The sequence below is a fragment of the Sphingomonas alpina genome (assembly GCF_014490665.1).
Lineage (GTDB): Bacteria > Pseudomonadota > Alphaproteobacteria > Sphingomonadales > Sphingomonadaceae > Sphingomonas > Sphingomonas alpina.
Map to the genome: position 1 here is coordinate 4,815,942 of NZ_CP061038.1, position 19,704 is coordinate 4,835,645.

The window sequence follows — 19,704 nt, forward strand, 5'->3', positions numbered from 1 at the left end:
AACTGCCGGGGCGATTTACGATCCCGGCAGTTCTCTCGTCCAGCACTCCCTGAGGCGCTCGCGCGACTGCGCTAGCCGATCGTCAACTCAAGTTTGCCATCGCCTTCATCGACCTTCACCGCCGCGCCGTCTTTCACCTCGCCGCGCAGGATCAGGTCGGCGAGCGGATCCTGCAGGTAACGCTGCACCGCCCGTTTCAATGGCCGCGCGCCATAGACCGGATCATAACCGACCCGGCCCAGCCAGGCGCGTGCCGCCTCGGTCAGATCCAGCGTCACCTTGCGGTCGGCGAGCAGCTTGCCGATCCGGCCGACCTGAATATCGACGATCGGTGCCATCTCGCTTTGGCCGAGGCGGTGGAACAAGATGATCTCATCGAGCCGGTTGAGGAATTCGGGGCGGAAATGCCCGCGCACGATTTCCATCACCTGCGGTTCGACATCGCTCACTGGCCGACCATCGGCCAGGTTGGTGAGATACTGGCTGCCCAAATTCGAGGTCAGGATGATCAGCGTGTTGGAGAAATCGACCGTACGGCCCTGCCCGTCGGTCAGCCGGCCATCGTCGAGCACCTGAAGCAGGATGTTGAATACATCGCCATGCGCCTTCTCGACTTCGTCGAACAAAATGACCTGATAAGGCCGACGGCGAACCGATTCGGTTAGAACGCCCCCTTCTTCATAACCAACATAGCCGGGAGGTGCGCCGATCAGCCGAGCGACTGCGTGCTTCTCCATGAACTCGCTCATGTCGATACGCACCATCGCCGAGGGATCGTCGAACAGGAATTCGGCGAGTGCCTTGGTCAGCTCGGTCTTGCCGACGCCGGTCGGGCCGAGGAACAGGAAGGAGCCAAGCGGACGGTTCGCCTCCTGCAGTCCGGCGCGCGCACGGCGCACTGCGGTCGAGACGGCATGGACCGCCTGTTGCTGGCCGATCACGCGCTTGCTGATCGCCTCTTCCATGCCGAGCAGTTTCGCCCGTTCGCCTTCGAGCATGCGGTCGACCGGAATGCCGGTCCAGCGGCTGACCACAGCGGCGATGTCGTCGGCGGTCACTTCCTCGCGCAGCATCGCGCCCTTGGTCGCGCCCGCGGCTTCGTCGAGCTGGCGCTGCAATTGCGGGATCGTGCCGTAGGACAGCTCGCCCGCCCTGGCGAGGTCGCCAGCGCGCTGTGCCTGTTCAAGTTCGAGCCGCGCCGCGTCGAGCTTTTCCTTGATCTTCGCCTCGGCCGAGATCTTGTCCTTCTCTGCCTGCCAGCGCGTGGTCAGTTCGGCCGATTGTTGCTCAAGATTGGCGAGTTCGCCTTCGAGCGCGGCAAGCCGGTCGCGCGACGCAGCGTCGCTCTCGCGCTTCAATGCCTCGCGTTCGATCTTGAGCTGGATGATGCGCCGGTCGAGCGTCTCGATCTCTTCCGGCTTGGATTCGACCTCCATGCGGATTCGGCTCGCCGCCTCGTCCATCAGGTCGATCGCCTTGTCGGGGAGGAAACGGTCGGTGATGTAGCGGTTGCCGAGCGTCGCCGAGGCGACGATCGCCGCATCGGTGATGCGCACGCCGTGATGCAGTTCGTATTTCTCCTTCAGCCCGCGCAGGATCGAGATCGTGTCCTCGACCGTCGGCTCGCCGACGAACACCGGCTGGAAGCGCCGCTGCAGTGCCGGGTCCTTTTCGACATGCTTGCGATATTCGTCGAGCGTGGTCGCGCCGACACAGTGCAGTTCGCCGCGCGCCAGTGCCGGCTTGATCATGTTCGATGCGTCCATCGCACCTTCGGATTTGCCCGCGCCTATCAGCGTGTGCATCTCGTCGATGAACAGCACAATGTCGCCCTCGGCCGACTTCACCTCGTCAAGTACGCCCTTGAGCCGTTCCTCGAACTCGCCGCGATATTTCGCGCCGGCGATCAGGCTGCCCATGTCGAGCGACATCAGGCGGCGGTCCTTCAGCGTATCGGGCACGTCACCATTGGCGATGCGCAGCGCAAGGCCTTCGGCGATTGCGGTCTTGCCGACGCCGGGTTCGCCGATCAGCACCGGGTTGTTCTTGGTGCGGCGTGCGAGGATCTGAATCGTGCGGCGGATTTCCTCGTCGCGCCCGATCACTGGGTCGAGCTTGCCGTCACGCGCAGCCTGAGTCAGGTCGCGGGCGAACTTCTTCAGCGCGTCAAAACGGTCCTCGGCGCCCGCGGAATCGGCGGTCCGCCCGCCGCGCACATTGTTGATCGCGGTGTTGAGCGCATCGGCGCGAACGCCCGCCGCCTGCAGCGCCTTGCCCGCCGCCGTGTTGAGCGACAGGGCCAGTGCGACCAGCAGCCGCTCGACCGTCACGAAGCTATCGCCCGCCTTGGCGGCGATTTGCTCGGCCTGGTCGAGCACGCGCACCGCGTCATTGTCGAGGCCCGGCGTCTGCTGCGCGCCACCGCCCGACACGGCAGGGATTTTCGACAAAGCGAGGTCAGTTTCGCTCACCGCGCGCTTCGCATCACCGCCCGCCGCCGTGATCAGCCCGGCGGCCATGCCCTGTTCGTCCTCAAGCAGTGCCTTGAGCAAATGCTCGGGTGCGATCCGCTGGTGGCTCATGCGGATCGCGACGGTTTGCGCCGATTGGAGGAAGCCTTTGGCGCGGTCGGTGAATTTCTCGAGGTTCATGTTGCTCCCATCTCCACTTGCTCGTGCGATATAGTGTTGCACTTATGCAACACAACCCGCCCGGCCGCAGCTTTGCCGTGATGATTGGAGCGTAACGCGCCGCGCGCCGCAAGGTGTCTCGAATACGCCATGAGACTGGCATCGAACTGTCATCACGCCTGCGTAATTGTGCAACGCACAACGCCTAGGCGGCGGGCGACGCGCAGTTGCGCGCCTCGTTCTGCCTAAGGGGATTTCATAATGCGTGTTCTCACCGCTTGCTTGCTCGCCGGCACTGCGCTCGGCTGGCCGCTTGCTGCTACTGCTGCCGTCAGTGACGATGTCGCCGCCGCGCCGGCTGCCCCCGCCGTCGACACCACCCTTGCAGAGCCGGACGCAAATGCCGCCGAGGGCGACATCATCGTCATCGGTCGCGGCGAGACCCGTCAGGTGCAGCGCCTTGGCCAGGATGACATTGCGATCCTGACGCCGGGTACCAGCCCGCTCAAAGCAATCCAGAAGCTGCCCGGCGTGAACTTCCAGTCCGCTGATCCCTTCGGCGCCTATGAATGGTCGCAGCGCGTGTCGATCCGCGGCTTCAATCAGAATCAGCTCGGCTTCACGCTTGACGGCATTCCGCTTGGCGACGGGACCTATGGCAATACCAACGGCCTGCATATCAGCCGCGCGATCAGCTCCGAGAATATCGGCGAGACACGGGTGTCGCAGGGGTCGGGTTCGATCGGGACTCAGGCGACCAACAATCTTGGCGGTACGATCGAATTCTTCTCGTCCGATCCGAAGCAGGATTTCGGCCTGTCGCTCGACGGCAGCTATGGCAGCAACAATACGGTCCACGCCTTTGGCCGGCTCGACACTGGCCAGCTCGGTGACAACGGGCCCAGCGCCTATGTGTCGTACAGCCATCTCGACACCGGCAAGTGGAAGGGCCGCGGCGCACAGCGCCAGAACCAGGTCAACGCCAAGGCTATCGCACCGATCACGCCCGACCTGCGCCTTGTGGGCACGTTCAACTATTCGGAGCGCCGCGAGGAAGATTATCAGGACATGTCGCTCGATATGATCAAGCGGCTTGGCTATCGCTGGGACAATATCACCGGCCAGTTTCCGCTCGCCGTGCGGGTCGCCGATGTCGCGAACAATATCGATAATGTGAACAACACGACCGGCGCACCGGGCGGCGACGGCCTGTCGGATATCACCGGGCTTGCTCCTTCCAACCCCGCCGCAGGGAAAGCTTTCCCTGCTCCATTCGGCTCCATTGACGACGCTTATTACGATGCGGCCGGCCTGCGGAACGACTATGTCGCCTCGCTTGGCATCGAGACCCGCAAGGACGCGAAGGTCCATGGCCAGTTCAAGGCCTATTATCACGACAATCGCGGCCAGGGCATCTGGTTCACGCCCTATGTCCCATCGCCCTCCGGCGTGCCGATTTCGGTGCGGACGACCGAATACAACATGCATCGCAAGGGCGTATTCGGCTCGCTCGGCACCGATCTGGGTGCGTTTGGCGACATCACCGTCGGCGGCTGGTACGAGCGCAACGACCTGCGTCAGGCACGCCGTTTCTACGGGCTCGACAGCCGGACCGTGCCGACGCGCAATGCGCTCGAGTTTCAGAACGGCGCGTTCGCGACGCAATGGGACCTGCGCTACAAGACCGATACCGTACAATATTATGTCGAGGACAAGATCCCGATCGGCGATCTGACCATCAATCTGGGCTGGAAGGGCTTCGACGTTCGCGGCAGCTCCGACGCGATCCTCGCCGGTCCGCTTGCGACCGGCAAGGTCAAGACCACCGACTGGTTCCAGCCGCATGCCGGCTTCACCTACAAGCTGGGCGAGCGCGCCGAATTGTTCGGCGGCTTCACTCAGGTGACCCGCGCGTTCGTCGCGGCGGCCACTAGCGGGCCGCTGGCCACCAGCCAGGCCGGCTTCAACAAGCTCGGCGATCTCAAGCCCGAATCGTCGGACACCTATGAACTCGGTGTGCGTGGACGTTCGGGCATCTTCACCGGGTCGCTCAGCACCTATTATATCAACTTCCGCAACCGCTTGCTGGCGTTCGCCAATGGCGCGGGGATCCTTGGCAATCCGGCGATCCTGCAGAATGTCGGCGGGGTGCGCTCCTATGGCATCGAAGCGACCGGCCAGGTCAAGCTGCCCGGCGGGTTCGGGGCGTTCGCATCCTATGCCTATAACAACTCGACCTATCGCAACGATGTCTTCAACGCCGATGGTTCGCTGGTCGGCGGCGTGGGGATCAAAGGCAAGACCGTGGTCGATGCGCCCAAGCACATCGCATCGGGAGAGCTGACCTATGACAGCAACCTGTTCTTCGGCCGGCTTGGCGCGAACTATATGAGCAAGCGCTATTTCTCCTACAGCAACGATCAGTCCGTTTCGGCGCGGGTGCTGTTCGACGCGACGGTCGGCGTGCGGCTGAAGGTCGCCGGCGACCGCCAGGTCGAACTGCAGGTCAACGGCGCCAACCTGCTCGACAAGGACTATATCGCGACGATCGGCTCGAACGGTTTCGTCCAGAAGGGCGACAGCCAGACGCTGCTGATCGGCGCACCGCGACAGGTGTTCGTGACGCTCAAGACCGGACTCTAAGGTCTGGCCTTCTCAACCCCTCCCGCGTCGGGAGGGGTTGAGAAGCACCCCGCCTGCTGTACCCTGCCCGCAACAAAAAAGCGGGGAGGGCGGCATGCGCAAAGTCTTGAAGCTCGGTGCGCTCGGTTTGGCCGCGCTGCTCGGCTTGGTCGCGATCGGGCTTGCCGTGTGGGAGCCGCTCCTTGCCGGAGCGCCCGCGCCGCCACCGCCGCACCGCTATGACAGCGTCATCGCGCGCGATGATTTCGGTGTCCCGCATATCTTCGGCAGGACCGATGCGGATGTCGCGTACGGCGTCGCCTATGCCCATGCCGAGGATGATTTCTCGACGCTGCAGGAAGCGGTCGCGATGTCGCGCGGGCGGCTCGGCGCGATGCTCGGCGCGGACGGCGCGAAGGTCGATTATGCGCTGCACCTGCTCGGCGCGCGCGCGACCGTGGATCGCGATTATGCGAAGCAGCCCGCTGATATCCGCGCCCTGCTCGATGGCTATGCGTCCGGGCTGAACCGCTACGCCGAGCGTCATCCCGACGAAGTGCGCCTGTCCCGGCTCTTCCCGGTCGATGGACGCGATATCGCCACCGGCTTCGTGCTGAGGACCCCGTTCTTCTTCGGGCTCGATCAGGTGCTGGGCGCCTTGTCGGGCGACATGCCATTGCCGAAGGAAAGCGCCGGGCCGACGCCGGATTCACCCGATCCCGCGACGATTCCGGCGGGGGCCTCGAGTGCCGGGGAGGAAAATTCGAATGGCTCGAACGCGTTCATCGTCGCACCCAAACGTTCGTCCGACGGCTTCACGCGCCTCGTGTCGAACTCGCATCAGCCCTGGCGCGGACCGGTTACCTGGTATGAGCTCGTGGTGCATTCCGGACAGGGCTGGAACTTCGCCGGAGCGACCTTTCCCGGCGTGCCGTTTCCCGTGCTCGGGCATAACGAGACGCTTGGATGGACCAATACGGTCAACCGGCCCGACCTGACCGATGTCTACAAGCTGGTGCTCGATTCGGCCGGCACCCAGTATCGCTTCGACGGGAAATGGCTGCCGCTGCAACGCACGCGGATATGGCTGCATGTGAAGGTCGGGCCGTTCGTGCTGCCGATCCCGAAGCTGGTGTACCGCGCGGTGCAGGGACCGGTCATCGTCAACAAGAACGGCGCGTTCGCAATGCGTTATGCAGGCGCCGACCAGGTGCGGATGATCGAGGAATATTACCGCCTGACCAAGGCGCGCGATTTCTCCGAATGGCAGAAGGCGTTGGCGATCCAGGGCGTGCCGGCGACCAATTTCCTGTATGGCGATGCCAAGGGGAACATCGCCTATTTCTACAATGCGAGCTTCCCCAACCGGAAGCCGGGCTTTGATTATGCCACCGTCCTGCCGGGCGATACGTCGCGCGACCTGATGGCGGGAACGGTGCCCTGGGATAAGGTGCCGCGCAACGTGAACCCGGCGTCGGGCTTTCTGATCAACGCCAACAACACGCCCTATCAGGCGGCGGGGGCGGGGTCCGAGATCCGCCCGAGCGATTACTCGCCGCTGCTCGGCATCGAAACCGACACGACCAATCGGGGTACGCGGGCGATCGAATTGATGGGGGCGGATGGATCGATCAGCCGCGCCGATCTGGAACGGATCAAGTTCGACACCGGCGTGAGCCGGCTCGGCTGGGCGGCGAAATGGTATGCCGACCTGGCGGCGGTCGATCCGAAGGGTGATCGCGCCATTGCCGACGCCAAGGCGCTGATGGTGAAATGGGACTGGAATTTCGACGGCAAGGGCCCGGCCGATGCGCTGGCCGCGATCCTGCTGCGCGCGGGGCAGAAATGGCATTATCGCCGCGCGCCGCGGCTCGATCCGCGCGTGGAACTGGGTACGGCCGCAGCCTATCTGACGACGCATTTCGGCCGGCTTGATCCGCCGCTCGGCACCGTGCTCCGGCTGCGCCAGGGCAAGGTCGATCTGCCGCTCGACGGCGCGCCCGATGTGCTGCGCGCCGCATCGACCTGGGACGAGGCGCCCGATGGGCGGCTGGTGGTCAACCATGGCGACAGCTTTGTGATGTTCATCGAATGGGACAAGGCAGGGCGCGTGCGCTCCGACTCGATCCAGCCCTATGGCGCGGCGACCACGCGGCCCAATTCGCCGCATTATGCCGATCAGGCGCCGTTGTTCGTGGCGCACAAGCTCAAACCGGTCCGCTTCGCGCCGGCATCGCTGCGCGGCCATGTCGAACGGGTCTATCGACCCTAACCGGATCGGATCGAAACGACGGGCCCTTGCGATTGCGCCGGATCGTTTGGGTGTTATAGTGTCACACAACGGTCTTAAGCCAAGGATTTTCTCCCCAATGACTGCCAAGATTCTCGCGCTTTCCGGCGTGGCGCTGTTCGCGCTCGCAACCCCCGCGCTCGCGGCTCCTCAGGCGGCGGCAATCGCCAAGCCCGCGCCGGTGGCGGATCTCGTCAAGCAAGTCGATATTCCGTACGAGGAATTCACGCTCAAGAACGGCTTACGCGTCATCATCCATACGGACCGCAAGGCGCCGGTCGTCGCGGTGTCGGTGTGGTATGATGTCGGGTCGAAGCACGAGCCCAAGGGCAAGACCGGCTTTGCCCATCTGTTCGAGCATCTGATGTTCAACGGCAGCGAGAATGCACCGGGCGACTTTTTCGAGCCGCTGAAACAGGTCGGCGCGACCGACTATAACGGCACCACCTGGTACGACCGGACCAATTATTTCGAGACCGTGCCGACCCCGGCGCTGGAACGCGCGCTGTTCCTGGAAAGCGACCGGATGGGCTATCTGCTCGGCGCGATCACTCAGCGCGTGCTCGATGTGCAGCGCGGTGTGGTGCAGAACGAAAAGCGCCAGGGCGACAACCAGCCCTATGGCCTGGTCGATTACGCCAAGACCGCGGCTCTGTTCTCCCCCGATCACCCTTACGGTCATGACACGATCGGCTCGATGGCCGATCTCGATGCCGCCAGCCTGGACGATGTGAAGAACTGGTTCCGCGACCATTATGGCGCGAGCAACGCGATCGTCGTGCTTGCCGGCGATGTCGACGTCGCGACTGCCAGGCCGCTGATCGAGAAGTATTTCGGCGCAATCCCGGCAGGTCAGAAGACCGTGCGCCCGGTGGCGCCCGTGCCGACCTTGTCCGCGCCCAAGGTCGAGGTGATGAAGGATCGCGTTGCCACGACGCGCATCATGCGCACCTGGGTCGTGCCCGGCCTCGACAGCAGTGATGCGACCGCGCTCGATGTCGCGGCCAGCGTGCTGGGCGGGCTTGCCAGCTCGCGGCTCGACAATGCGCTGGTGCGCAAGGAGAAGCTCGCGGTCGCGGTGACGGCGGGCAACCAGACCTTCGCTCAACTCGGCATGTTCGAAGTCAGTGCCGATGTCCGTCCCGGCGTCGATCCGGCGCTGGTCGCCAAGCGGCTCGACGAGATCATTGCCGATTTCATCAAGAACGGCCCGACCGCCGACGAGGTGCAGCGGGTCGCGACCGGCGAGGTCAGCGACCGCATCGAAGGGCTGGAATCGGTCGGCGGATTCGGGGGCAAGGCCGTCGCTCTGGCGCAGGGCGCGCTCTATTCGGACGACCCCGGTTTCTACAAGAAACAGCTTGCGACGCTGGCCGCCGAGACGCCGGCCAATGTGAAGGCCGTGACCGCGAAATGGCTGTCGCGTCCAGTCTATGCGCTGACGATCGAGCCCGGTGCGCGTGCAGCCTATGACGAAGCCAAGGCGGCCGAGGAAAAGCCTGACGTCGCCGAGGCCGCGCCGTTCAAGGGCACGCGCGGCGATATGCCGGCGGTCGGCACGATCGCCGATCTCGATTTCCCCAAGGTCGAGCGCGCCAAGCTTCGAAACGGCATCGAATTGATCTATGCGCAGCGCAATGCGGTGCCGATCACGCGCGCAGTGATCAGCTTCGACGCCGGCGTCGCGGCCGATCCCGCGACCAAGCTCGGCACCCAGCAACTGACCCTCGGCATGCTTGATGAGGGTACGACGACCAAGGATTCGATCGCGATCGCCGAAGCGCGCGAGCGGCTCGGTGCGGAGATCGGGACGGGCGCCAGCCTCGACCGGACCTATTTGTCGCTCTCGACGCCGAGCACCAATCTCGGCCCGTCGCTCGACCTGTTCGCCGATGTGACGCTCAACCCGGCATTTGCACCGGCTGAAGTGGCGCGGCTGAAGAACCAGCAGCTTGCCGGAATCGCGTCGGAGCTGACCAATCCCGGCGGCCTGGCCGGCCGCGCGCTGCCCAAGCTCATCTATGGTCCGGCCTCGCCCTATGCGAAGTCGGCGGGACGGGGCGATCCGGTCGCGGTCGCGGCGCTGACGCGCGCCGATCTGGTCGCGTTCCAGCATGCCTGGCTGCGCCCGGAAAAGGCCAAGATCTTCGTCGTCAGCGATCGTCCGCTCGCCGAGGTCAAGGCCGCGCTCGACCAGCGCTTCGGCAGCTGGAAGGGGGTCGGCGCACCCGGGGTCAAGGATTTCACCGCGGTGTCAGCGCCGTCGGCACCCAAGATACTGCTGATCGACCGCCCCGATTCGCCACAGTCGTTGATTCTCGGTGCCGCGCCCAACAGCCTCAAGGGCACGGCCGAGCTGTTGCCCGTGATCACCGCCAATGATGCGCTCGGCGGCAGCTTCCTGTCGCGGATCAACATGGACCTGCGTGAGGACAAGCATTGGACCTATGGCGCGTCGGGCAATTTCAGCCGTTCGCAAAATGCCGCACCTTATATTGTCTCGGCGCCGGTCCAGGCCGACAAGACCGGCGCGTCGATCGCGGCGATCCGCCAGCAGGTCGGTGACTTCCTGACCACCAAGGGGCTGACCAAGGCCGAGTTCGACCGCACGATCATCGGCAAGACTCGGGAGTTGGCCGGCAACTTCGAAACATCGGGCGATGTGCTCGGTGCGATGCAGACCAACGACCTCTACAAGCGCCCGGACGATTATTATGCGACCATCACGCAAAAATATCGTGCGCTGACTCAGGCCGAACTTGACGCTGCGGCACGCGCGACAATTGACCCCAAGAGCTTCATCTGGGTGGTGGTCGGCGATGCCAAGACGGTCCGCCCCCAGCTTGACAGCCTCGGGTTGCCGGTTGAGGTGGTGCCCGCCGCGTCCATTGCGGGCGCGAAGTGATCCGATACCAACCAGTTTCGAGTTGAGGGAGAGACGTAATGGCCGATGTCGATGGCACCTGGGATACCGTTGTAAAGTCGCCGCTTGGCGATCAGAAAGCCACGCTTGTCGTGAAGAGCGACGGCAATAGCTGGACCGGCAGCAATACTGGCGCGATGGGTTCGGTCGAAATCACCGATGGCGGTGTCGATGGCAACACCATCACCTGGAAGATGAGCATTGTCGTGCCGATGCCGATGACGCTTGATTGCAGCGCCACGGTCGATGGCGACACGATCACCGGCAATGTCGGCGCCGGCGCGTTCGGCAGCTTCCCGCTGACGGGAACGCGCGCCGCCTGATCGGGGGGCCTGATCGGCCGCCTGCTGACGTGAATGAAGGGCTCGCCACCGATGTGGCGGGCCCTTTTTTCATGGGCGCGTTTTCGATCCGGGCTGATCGACCGCCGTCATCGCTTTCGCGCCTGTTCGCCCCTGTTACCCCCTGTTTTCGACAGTGTATTTTCGCGCCCCTGTTATGTTGGATTTGACCGCCGGATTACGCGTTCATTTTCAGTAGCATGGCTGCGCCGGCCCCTGTTATGAAAACAGGGGCGGAACAGGGGCAATAACAGGGGCCGTCTCCATCAAAACAGGGGCGATGTCGCCCGACGCTTTGCAGCCATGTGAAAGAGCGGGACAAGAACGCCTGACCAGCGTCGTGTCCGACCGTCACAGTGCAGCACCCCGTAGTTTGATTGAATCGCCGTTGGGCGGAGGGCCCCCGGCCCCGGACTCTAATCGCGCAGGAGCCGCGTGACATGGCCCATCTTGCGGCCGGGGCGGGTTTCCTTGCCGTAGAGATGCAGATGTGCGCCCGGCTCGGCGAGGATTTCGGCCCAGCGATCGGCGTCGTGACCAATCAGATTGTCCATCACGACCTTCGGCGCGGTCAGGCCGGTATCGCCGAGCGGCAGGCCGCAGATCGCGCGGATATGATTTTCGAACTGCGAGCAATTGGCGCCTTCGATCGTCCAGTGCCCCGAATTATGCACGCGTGGCGCCATTTCGTTGAACACCGGGCCGTCCGTACCGGCGAAGAATTCGCAGGCCAGGATGCCGGCATAGCCGAGCGCCTCGGCGATGCGGCCGGCAAGCTCCGCCGCCTCGTCCCATTGCGCGGCGATCTCGGCCGGGGCGGGCAGGGTCGAGCGGTCGAGGACGCCATCCTTATGCTCGTTCCACGGCGGCGGGTAGCTGACGGTCGATCCATCGGGACTGCGAGCGAGCAGGATCGAGAATTCGTGGCTGAAGGTGACGAAGCCTTCGAGGATCGCGGGGCGCTGGCCGATCGCCTGCCAGGCCGCCTCGGCATCGCCCGGCGCGGCGATTCGCACCTGGCCCTTGCCGTCATAGCCGAGCCGCAGCGTCTTGAGGATCGCGGGGCAGCCGATCGTGTCGATCGCCGCCTTCAGCTCGTCGAGCGTCGCGACCGCCGCCCAGGGGGCGGTGCGACCGCCGATCGTCTCGACGAACGCCTTCTCGGTCGCGCGATCCTGCGCGATGCCGAGCGCGGCCGGGGCGGGATGGACCGGTACTTTGCCGGCAAGATATTCCACCGGTTCGAGCGCGATATTCTCGAACTCATAGGTCACCACGTCGCAGGCGGCGGCGAATTCGTCGAGCACGATGCGGCTGTGATAATCGGCGCGGGTGAAGCTCGACGCGGTCTGCGCCGCGACGCTTTCGGCATCGGGCGCGAGCACGCGGGTGTTATAGCCAAGCTGCGCGGCGGCGACCGCGAGCATCCGGCCGAGCTGGCCGCCGCCAAGGATGCCGATGGTGGAACCGGGGGGCAGGACGGTCATGCCGGGTCGGTCGCCACGCCATCGGTCTGCGCCGTACGCCATGCCTGAAGCCGTTCGCTCAGGGCGAGATCGCCGAGTGCGAGGATCGAGGCGGCGAGCAGGCCGGCATTGATCGCGCCCGCCTTGCCGATCGCCAGCGTGCCGACCGGGATTCCGCCGGGCATCTGAACGATCGAGTACAGGCTATCCATGCCCTTGAGCGCGGCGCTTTCGACCGGCACGCCGAGCACCGGCAGATGCGTCATCGACGCCGCCATGCCTGGCAGGTGTGCCGCGCCGCCGGCGCCGGCGATAATGACCTGCAGGCCGCGCCCGGCGGCGCTGGTCGCATAATCGTAGAGGCGTTTCGGAGTGCGGTGCGCGGACACGACCTTGGTTTCATGTGCCACGCCGAGCTGGGTGAGGATGTCGGCGGCATGGCGCATCGTCTCCCAATCGGACGTGCTACCCATGATGATGCCGATAAGTGGCGTATCCGCCATGTCCGTGCCCCGTCCCAAGGAAGGGCCTGACTAGCGGCGCGATCGGGGGAGGGCAACCGGGCAGGATATAGGATGTACCTCGCCCGTACCTGTTCGGTGCTTATCTCTTCGGTCGAAGGATCGGCATTAGTCGAATGATCGCTCCTTACCTTCGCGGGAACACAACCTCCTTGGTCGAATGGCGCGGACGGGTGGAGCTATCGCTCGCTCAGATAATAGCGGTCGGTTGCGCTCAGATCGGCATCGAGCTCGTACACGATCGGCTGGCCGGTCGGGATTTCCAGCGAGGTGATCTCGTCGTCGGGAATGTTCGACAGATGCTTCACCAGTGCGCGCAGCGAATTGCCATGCGCGGAGATCAATACGCGCTGCCCGGCCTTGAGCGCGGGGGCGATACGGCCCTCCCAATAGGGCAGGACGCGCGCGATCGTGTCCTTGAGGCTTTCGGTCGAGGGGATGGCGATGCCGGCATAGCGGCGGTCCTGCGACAGGTCGTATTCGCTCCCTGCTTCGAGCACCGGGGGCGGGATATCGAAGCTGCGGCGCCAGATATGGACCTGTTCGTCGCCGTGCAGCGCCGCGGTCTCTGCCTTGTTCAGGCCGGTCAGTCCGCCATAATGCCGCTCGTTGAGGCGCCAGTCCTTCTCGACCGGCAGCCAGAGCCGGCCCATCTCCTCGAGCGCGAGATTGAGCGTCTTGATCGCGCGGGTCTGCAGGCTGGTGAAGGTCTGGTCGAAATCCAGGCCCTTTTCCGCCATCAGCCGCCCCGCCGCGCGCGCTTCCTCCGCGCCCTTTTCGGTCACGTCGACGTCCCACCAGCCGGTGAAGCGGTTTTCGAGGTTCCACGACGACTGGCCGTGGCGGATCAGGACGAGAGTGGGCATGGCATTCCTTACAGACGTCACTCCGAACGCGGTTCAGCGTGACGGCGTCAATGGGTCAGAGCGTGTCGATCACCTCAGCGAGCACTTCGAGGCAGCTGTGCGCGAGCTTCTTGCTGCGCTCGGCCGACCAGCCGAATTCGACATCGGCGTTGGCATCGTGATCCTTGAACGGCATCTCCAGCGTCATGCTGAGCGCACCGAAGCGTTCAGCGACCTGGTTGGTCGACATGCTCAGATTGGCATGGCCCGGTGCGGCCTTGCCGTAACCGAGCTCGGTCTGGAAGTCCGGCGTGTTGACCGCGAGGCGGCGGCCGAAATCGTAGAATTTCTCGCCCAGCGCATCGGTCCAGGACGGGATACCTTCGAACCCGGCGATGAAGTTGGCGGCGATCGCTTCGTCGCCATGGACATCCATCGCGAAATCGACGCCGCTCGCGTCCATCGCATTGCGGACGCACAGCACTTCGGGGCTGCGCTCCAGCGAAGGCTCGTGCCATTCGCGATTCAGGTTCACGCCCACCGCATTGGTACGAAGATGACCGCGGAACGTCCCATCGGGATTCATGTTGGGCACGACATGGAAGGTCGCCTTGGACAGCAGCTCGGCGGTGACCGGGTCGGTCGTATCGGTCAACCGTTCCAGCGCGCCTTCCATCCACCATTCGGCCATCGATTCGCCGGGATGCTGGCGGGCATAGAGCCAGGCCTGTTTCGGCCCGCGCCCGATCGTGAGGCAATCGATCGCGCGGCCATCGATCGTGGTGCCGAGCTGGCGGTGCGTCATGCCCGGCTTGAGCGCCATGCGCGCGATCAGCGCATCGTGCTGTTCCATCGTATAGGGCGCGAAATAAGCGAACCAGACGAGATCGGTCTCGCCGGTCCAGTCGAATTCGAGCACGCCACCGGCATAGCGCGCTGGCGTCTGGCGCCAGGTCTCGCGGTCGGTCGAGACGCGCGCCTTATAGTCGGGCCAACCGAGCGGATATGCCGAATCGCCGGCATTGAGGATGCGGAAGCTGAGCTTGCGACCCTTGGCGCCGGCGACCCGGAAATAGAACCATTGGTAGAAATCGGACTGGTGATCGCGCACGATCTCCAGGTCGATTCGGTCCCCGTCAATGGCGACGATTTTGATGTTGCCGCCGTCAAAGGCGGCGTTGATGGCGATGCTGGCCGGGATCGGCGTTGGGGTCGAGCTCATTTGACCGTGATAGTGCGACCCGATTCTCCCGGAAAGCCCCGGAACAGCGCATTGGCCAATTTACCCGCCGCGACATTGGCCTGAGCATCGACCGCGCGTACGTCCGCGCCAGTCTGGGCGCGGCCTTCCCAGATCACGGTGCCGTCGCTGCGCCGGCGAATCTGCACCGACAATTCGGTCAGCACGATTTCGCGCGTCTTGGGTTTGCCGATCGGGAAGGAGATGCCGCCGCCCAGGCTGACCCCGCCGCCGCGATAGCCGCCGCTGCCGACCCCGCCGCCCAGGCCGATCGAGACCGGCGAGCGCGCCGGCCCGACATCCTGCGCGGTGCGGGCAAAGCCGACCACCGCGAGATATTGCGCGGTGGCGCCCTGTGGCGGCGTGGTGAAGCCGGCCTGGAGCAGTTCGGTTTCCACCGCCGCGGCATAGGTCTTGAATTCGATGCTGGCAGCACCGCCGCCGGCAAGCGGCTCGACCGCAAGCGATCCGTGCTCGAGCGGGGCGCCGAGATGGAAGCGGGTGACCTCAACCGGGCCGCTCGCCGTCGTCGTGGCACAAGCGCCCAGAGAGGATGCCGCCAGCGCGATCGCCAGTCCATATGCCACGTTCTTCATGTGCGAGCCTCTTTAAGCCGATTGTTGCATGTGTGTAACGCTTCACCGCCCCCTGCCGGTTCCCCCGGCAGTTTCCCGGCCGGTTCGCCTTGACTTGGGCGGCAGCCGACTATAGGCGCTCACGTCTTTCCGGCACCACCAGAATCGAAGAAGTTTCGACATGAAGATTCGCAATTCCCTGAAGTCCCTCAAGGACCGTCATCGCGACAACCGCGTGATCCGTCGTCGCGGGCGCACTTACGTCATCAACAAGACGAATCGCCGCTTCAAGGCCCGCCAGGGCTAATTGTCGAGCGGACCGGCCGCCGTCGTCTTCGACGTCGGTAACGTCCTTTATGATTGGGATCCGCGGGTCCCTTACGGGCGCCTGATCAAGGATGATCGGGCGCTCGATGCATTCCTGCGCGATGTCGCGACCAAGGAATGGCATTTCCAGCACGACGCCGGCCGTCCCTTTGCGGAGACATCGGCGGAGTTGAGCGCGCAACATCCCCATTATGCCGACATGATCGCGCTATGGGGGCCGCATTTTCACGAGCAGATCCCGCACATGCTGCCGGGCATGCAGGCGCTGGTCGAGGAGCTCGATGCGGTCGGCGTGCCATTGTATGCGATCACCAATTTCTCGGGTGAGTTCTGGCCGCCGTTCCGCGACCGCGAGGCGGCGATCTTCGACCGGTTCCGCGACATCGTCGTGTCGGGCGACGAGAAGCTGACCAAGCCCGACGCGGCGATCTACCATCTCGCGCTGGAGCGATTCGGGTTACGCCCCGATCACGCCGTGTTTGTCGATGATCGCGAAGAAAATATCGTCGGCGCGCAGAATGTCGGGATGATCGGCCTGCTGTTCACCGACGCGGTGACCTTGCGGAACGATCTGGTGGGGCTCGGCCTGCTCGCCTGACCTAATCCTCCCCGAAACGGGAAGGATTAGTCGGTATAGCCCTTCAGCTCGTCCCCGATGATGCGCACCACGTGCAGCACATTGGTCGATCCGGGTGTGCGGAACGGCACGCCGGCGATCACGATCACGCGGTCGCCCGCCTTGGCGATATTGTGACGCAGCGCCATGCGCTTGGCCTTGGCCACCATGTCCTCGAACGATTCGACGTCGCGGGTGTGCACCGCATGGGTGCCCCATAACAGGCCGAGCCGCCGTGCCGTGTCGATCTTCGGCGTGAGCACCATCAGCGGCACCGAAGGCCGCTCGCGCGCGACGCGCCGGGCGGTCGAGCCCGACGTCGTGAAGCAGATGATCGCCGCCACGCCAACCGTCGCGGCGATGTTCTTTGCTGCCTCGGCCAGCGCATCGGCGGTGGTCGGGTCGGGCCGGGTGACGGTGAAATGGATCCGGTCGCCATGCATCGGATCGCCTTCGACCGCGACGCCGATCGAATTCATCATCGCGACCGATTCGACCGGCCAGGCACCGGCGGCGCTTTCCGCCGACAGCATGATCGCATCGGCGCCGTCATAGATTGCGGTCGCCACATCGGACACTTCGGCGCGGGTCGGCGAGGGCGAGGTGATCATCGATTCGAGCATCTGAGTCGCGACCACCACCGGCCGGCCGAGCCGCCGCGATACTTCGACGATTCGCTTCTGCAGCGGCGGGACCGATTCGGGCGGCAATTCGACGCCGAGATCGCCGCGGGCGACCATCACGCCATCACATTGCTCGACAATTTCCTCGAGACGGTCGATCGCCGAGGGCTTCTCGATCTTGGCGAGCAGCGCCGCCCGGCCCTGAATGAGCAGCCGTGCCTCGGCCAGATCCTCGGGCCGCTGGACGAAGCTGAGCGCGATCCAGTCGACCCCCTGGTCGATCGCAAAGGCCAGGTCGCTGCGGTCCTTCGGGGTCAGCGCCGCCATCGGCACGACCACGTCCGGCACGTTCAGCCCCTTGTTGTTGGACAGCGTGCCGCCGACCTCGACCCGGGTGATGATCTGGTCGGGATCATGTTCGGTCACGCGCAGCACCAGCTTGCCATCGTCGAGCAGCAGCCGGGCGCCGGGCTCGATCGCGGCGAAAATTTCCTTGTGCGGCAATTCGACGCGAGTCGCATCGCCCGGCGTCTTGTCGCGGTCGAGCGTGAACATCGCGCCCTTGACCAGTTCGGTGCGCCCGCCCTCGAACTTGCCGACGCGCAGCTTCGGGCCCTGGAGATCGGCGAGGATCGTGGTCGGGCGGCCATATTTCTTTTCGAGGCTGCGGATCGACTTGATCACCGCGATCTTCGATTCCTGATCGCCGTGACTCATATTGATGCGAAACGCGTCGGCCCCGGCCTCGAACAGCTTGCCGATCATCTCGACGCTGTTGCTGGCGGGACCGAGCGTCGCGAGGACGCGCACCTTGCGCGAACGGGGGCTGATGGCCTTGGTCATTGCTTCGCGTCCTCGGGGCTTTGCGGGCCTTGGCTCTAAAGCCTATCTCCGCCCGATCAACCGGGAGAATGATAATGTCGCAAACTAAACAGATCGACGATGCCGCGGCTGCCGTAGCGTTCCGGCGGCTTGTCGCGCATCTGCGTCACCGCGACGATGCGCAGAATGTCGACCTGATGGGCCTGGCCGGATTCTGCCGCAACTGCCTGTCCGACTGGGTCGAGGAAGCCAGCGAAGGACGGCTGAGCAAGGACGAGGCACGCGAAGCGATCTACGGCATGCCCTATGCGCAGTGGAAGGCCGAGCATCAAGCCGAGGCGACGCCCGAGCAGCTTGAACGGATGCGGCTCAGCGTCGCAAAAAATGCCGGCCAGTAGAGTTGATTGCGCGCCAAACCCGGTTAGGGCTGACCCTCAGGGCCGATCGATACGGTCCGGACAATCAAGGGGTCAGGGGATGACAATGCACAGGATGCTGGTTTCGACGATCGCCCTCGCGATGGGCCTGGCGACTATGGCGCAGGCGCAGACCGCACAGCCGGCATCCCCGGCGCCCAGAACGATCTTCATCCATGCCGGTCATGTCATCGACCGTCCCGGCCAGCCGTCGCGCGGTGCGACCACCATCGTGGTGCGCGACGGCAAGGTGGTCGAGTTGCGCGACGGCTTTGCCGCGCCGGATGCGGACGCCAGCGTGATCGACCTCAAGGATCGCTACGTCCTGCCCGGGCTGATCGACATGCACGTACATCTGTGGGGCATTGGCGGCGACCCGATGCGCGCACGGCTCGGCGAACTCAATCGCGACGACAGCGATGATCTGATCGAGGCCGAGAAGAATATGCGCGTCACGCTGGAAGCCGGCTTCACCACCGTGCGCGACCTGGGCGGCAATCCGCGTGGCATCCGTGCGCTGCGCGACGGAGTCGAGGCCGGTGCGGTGGCCGGGCCGACGATCGTCAATGCCGGGCAGATGATCTCCGTCACCGGCGGGCATGGCGATGGCAGCAACGGGCTGGCCGAAGAATTCGCCGACGCGGTCCATGCGCATCAGATCAATACCTGTGACGGCCCCGACGATTGCCGCCGCGCGGTGCGCGCGCAGATTTCGCTCGGCGCGCAGGTGATCAAGTTCGCCGCGACCGGCGGCGTCCTGTCGAATGTCGCAGGCGGACTCGGGCGGCAGATGACACCCGAGGAGATGAAGGCGATCGTCGACACGGCACACGCGTTCGGCCGCAAGGCCACCGCGCATTCCCATGCTCGCGAAGGGACCGAGGCCGCGCTTGAGGCGGGAGTCGATTCGATCGAGCATGGCACTTTCATCGAAGACTCGACGATCCGGCTGTTCAAGCAGCACAATGCCTGGCTGGTCCCGACGATGATCGCGCCGATCTCGGCATTGGCGCAGGCGCGGGGCGGGCAATTGCCGCCCGCGACGATCGCCAAGGCTGAGGCGGCGGCCGCCGCTGCCGCGGCAAGCCACCGGCGCGCCTTTGCCGCCGGGGTGAAGGTCGCGTTCGGCACCGATACCGGCGTGTCACGGCACGGCGAGAATGCGAAGGAATTCGCGCTGATGGTCAAGGCCGGTCTGACGCCCGCCGCGGCGATCCGCGCTGCGACGATCGATGCCGCCGATCTGCTCGGGCGCAAGGACACGCTCGGATCGCTCGAACCGGGCAAGTTCGCCGACATCATCGCGGTGACTGAGGATCCACTGGGCGATGTGACCCGGCTGGAACAGGTCGATTTCGTCATGCGGCACGGTGTCGCGGTCAAGGTCGGTGGCGTTCGCCAGGCTTTTCCACCGAATTGATCGCAGGGCCGGTTGAGCCGCGCCCGG

The 19,704-nt window shown here is 64.7% G+C and carries 15 protein-coding genes; 8 read left to right on the forward strand and 7 right to left on the reverse strand.

Features of this window, described 5'->3' with window-relative positions:
* Positions 1 to 71 precede the first annotated feature (71 nt).
* Positions 72 to 2,651, reverse strand: coding sequence for an ATP-dependent chaperone ClpB (gene clpB, locus H3Z74_RS22705; RefSeq protein WP_187761736.1), 2,580 nt, complete (start codon positions 2,649 to 2,651; stop codon positions 72 to 74).
* Positions 2,652 to 2,891: 240 nt separating this feature from the next.
* Between clpB and H3Z74_RS22710 the strand changes: the two genes are divergently transcribed.
* From H3Z74_RS22710 to H3Z74_RS22725, 4 genes are all read left to right on the forward strand, one after another.
* A complete protein-coding gene (locus H3Z74_RS22710) occupies positions 2,892 to 5,273 on the forward strand; it encodes a TonB-dependent receptor domain-containing protein (protein ID WP_187761737.1) in 2,382 nt (793 codons plus the stop codon).
* Between the two features lie 94 nt (positions 5,274 to 5,367).
* A complete protein-coding gene (locus H3Z74_RS22715; RefSeq protein WP_187761738.1) occupies positions 5,368 to 7,524 on the forward strand; it encodes a penicillin acylase family protein in 2,157 nt (718 codons plus the stop codon).
* Between the two features lie 97 nt (positions 7,525 to 7,621).
* Positions 7,622 to 10,447 (forward strand): M16 family metallopeptidase, encoded by a 2,826-nt coding sequence (locus tag H3Z74_RS22720; protein WP_187761739.1) that lies wholly within the window; start codon positions 7,622 to 7,624, stop codon positions 10,445 to 10,447.
* 38 nt (positions 10,448 to 10,485) lie between these two features.
* Positions 10,486 to 10,788, forward strand: coding sequence for a hypothetical protein (locus H3Z74_RS22725; protein ID WP_187761740.1), 303 nt, complete (start codon positions 10,486 to 10,488; stop codon positions 10,786 to 10,788).
* A 434-nt stretch (positions 10,789 to 11,222) separates the two neighbouring features.
* Here H3Z74_RS22725 and H3Z74_RS22730 read toward each other — a convergent pair whose 3' ends face one another.
* The 5 genes from H3Z74_RS22730 to H3Z74_RS22750 all read right to left on the reverse strand — a co-directional run bounded on the left by H3Z74_RS22730 (position 11,223) and on the right by H3Z74_RS22750 (position 15,474).
* Positions 11,223 to 12,293, reverse strand: coding sequence for a 5-(carboxyamino)imidazole ribonucleotide synthase (locus tag H3Z74_RS22730; RefSeq protein WP_187761741.1), 1,071 nt, complete (start codon positions 12,291 to 12,293; stop codon positions 11,223 to 11,225).
* Complete coding sequence (purE, locus tag H3Z74_RS22735; protein ID WP_187761742.1) at positions 12,290 to 12,775, reverse strand: 5-(carboxyamino)imidazole ribonucleotide mutase; 486 nt, start codon at positions 12,773 to 12,775, stop codon at positions 12,290 to 12,292. Before purE ends, H3Z74_RS22730 begins: the two co-directional genes overlap by 4 nt.
* A 197-nt stretch (positions 12,776 to 12,972) precedes the next feature.
* Positions 12,973 to 13,659 carry a 2,3-diphosphoglycerate-dependent phosphoglycerate mutase gene (gpmA, locus tag H3Z74_RS22740; protein WP_187761743.1) on the reverse strand — a complete coding sequence of 229 codons (687 nt, stop codon included), beginning with the start codon at positions 13,657 to 13,659 and terminating at the stop codon, positions 12,973 to 12,975.
* Positions 13,660 to 13,714: 55 nt separating this feature from the next.
* Complete coding sequence (locus tag H3Z74_RS22745) at positions 13,715 to 14,860, reverse strand: M14 family metallopeptidase (RefSeq protein WP_187761744.1); 1,146 nt, start codon at positions 14,858 to 14,860, stop codon at positions 13,715 to 13,717.
* A complete protein-coding gene (locus tag H3Z74_RS22750; RefSeq protein WP_187761745.1) occupies positions 14,857 to 15,474 on the reverse strand; it encodes a DUF4136 domain-containing protein in 618 nt (205 codons plus the stop codon). The genes H3Z74_RS22745 and H3Z74_RS22750 overlap by 4 nt, the downstream gene beginning before the upstream one ends.
* 160 nt (positions 15,475 to 15,634) lie before the next feature.
* Here H3Z74_RS22750 and ykgO point away from each other — a divergent pair, with 160 nt between their 5' ends.
* Positions 15,635 to 15,760: a type B 50S ribosomal protein L36 gene (ykgO, locus tag H3Z74_RS22755; protein WP_003046794.1), complete on the forward strand. Its 126-nt coding sequence runs from the start codon at positions 15,635 to 15,637 to the stop codon at positions 15,758 to 15,760.
* Positions 15,761 to 16,378, forward strand: a complete 618-nt coding sequence (locus H3Z74_RS22760; protein ID WP_187761746.1) for an HAD family hydrolase — start codon at positions 15,761 to 15,763, stop codon at positions 16,376 to 16,378. It begins immediately after the preceding gene.
* Between the two features lie 26 nt (positions 16,379 to 16,404).
* On the opposite strand, the gene pyk is transcribed toward H3Z74_RS22760, so the two are convergent.
* Complete coding sequence (pyk, locus tag H3Z74_RS22765; RefSeq protein ID WP_187761747.1) at positions 16,405 to 17,862, reverse strand: pyruvate kinase; 1,458 nt, start codon at positions 17,860 to 17,862, stop codon at positions 16,405 to 16,407.
* A gap of 74 nt (positions 17,863 to 17,936) precedes the next feature.
* Between pyk and H3Z74_RS22770 the strand changes: the two genes are divergently transcribed.
* Both H3Z74_RS22770 and H3Z74_RS22775 read left to right on the forward strand, forming a co-directional pair.
* The gene (locus tag H3Z74_RS22770; RefSeq protein ID WP_390901776.1) at positions 17,937 to 18,239 is read left to right on the forward strand and encodes a DUF1244 domain-containing protein; all 303 of its coding nucleotides are present in this window, start codon (positions 17,937 to 17,939) and stop codon (positions 18,237 to 18,239) included.
* 85 nt (positions 18,240 to 18,324) lie between these two features.
* Positions 18,325 to 19,677, forward strand: a complete 1,353-nt coding sequence (locus H3Z74_RS22775; protein ID WP_187764491.1) for a metal-dependent hydrolase family protein — start codon at positions 18,325 to 18,327, stop codon at positions 19,675 to 19,677.
* Positions 19,678 to 19,704: the final 27 nt, after the last annotated feature.

Excerpts from the sequence above, each read along its gene's own strand:
- clpB (WP_187761736.1), bottom strand. The coding sequence starts at position 2,651 with ATGAACCTCGAGAAATTCACCGACCGCGCCAAAGGCTTCCTCCAATCG.
- H3Z74_RS22710 (WP_187761737.1), top strand. The coding sequence starts at position 2,892 with ATGCGTGTTCTCACCGCTTGCTTGCTCGCCGGCACTGCGCTCGGCTGG.
- H3Z74_RS22715 (WP_187761738.1), top strand. The coding sequence starts at position 5,368 with ATGCGCAAAGTCTTGAAGCTCGGTGCGCTCGGTTTGGCCGCGCTGCTC.
- H3Z74_RS22720 (WP_187761739.1), top strand. The coding sequence starts at position 7,622 with ATGACTGCCAAGATTCTCGCGCTTTCCGGCGTGGCGCTGTTCGCGCTC.
- H3Z74_RS22725 (WP_187761740.1), top strand. The coding sequence starts at position 10,486 with ATGGCCGATGTCGATGGCACCTGGGATACCGTTGTAAAGTCGCCGCTT.
- H3Z74_RS22730 (WP_187761741.1), bottom strand. The coding sequence starts at position 12,293 with ATGACCGTCCTGCCCCCCGGTTCCACCATCGGCATCCTTGGCGGCGGC.
- purE (WP_187761742.1), bottom strand. The coding sequence starts at position 12,775 with ATGGCGGATACGCCACTTATCGGCATCATCATGGGTAGCACGTCCGAT.
- gpmA (WP_187761743.1), bottom strand. The coding sequence starts at position 13,659 with ATGCCCACTCTCGTCCTGATCCGCCACGGCCAGTCGTCGTGGAACCTC.
- H3Z74_RS22745 (WP_187761744.1), bottom strand. The coding sequence starts at position 14,860 with ATGAGCTCGACCCCAACGCCGATCCCGGCCAGCATCGCCATCAACGCC.
- H3Z74_RS22750 (WP_187761745.1), bottom strand. The coding sequence starts at position 15,474 with ATGAAGAACGTGGCATATGGACTGGCGATCGCGCTGGCGGCATCCTCT.
- ykgO (WP_003046794.1), top strand. The coding sequence starts at position 15,635 with ATGAAGATTCGCAATTCCCTGAAGTCCCTCAAGGACCGTCATCGCGAC.
- pyk (WP_187761747.1), bottom strand. The coding sequence starts at position 17,862 with ATGACCAAGGCCATCAGCCCCCGTTCGCGCAAGGTGCGCGTCCTCGCG.
- H3Z74_RS22770 (WP_390901776.1), top strand. The coding sequence starts at position 17,937 with ATGTCGCAAACTAAACAGATCGACGATGCCGCGGCTGCCGTAGCGTTC.
- H3Z74_RS22775 (WP_187764491.1), top strand. The coding sequence starts at position 18,325 with ATGCACAGGATGCTGGTTTCGACGATCGCCCTCGCGATGGGCCTGGCG.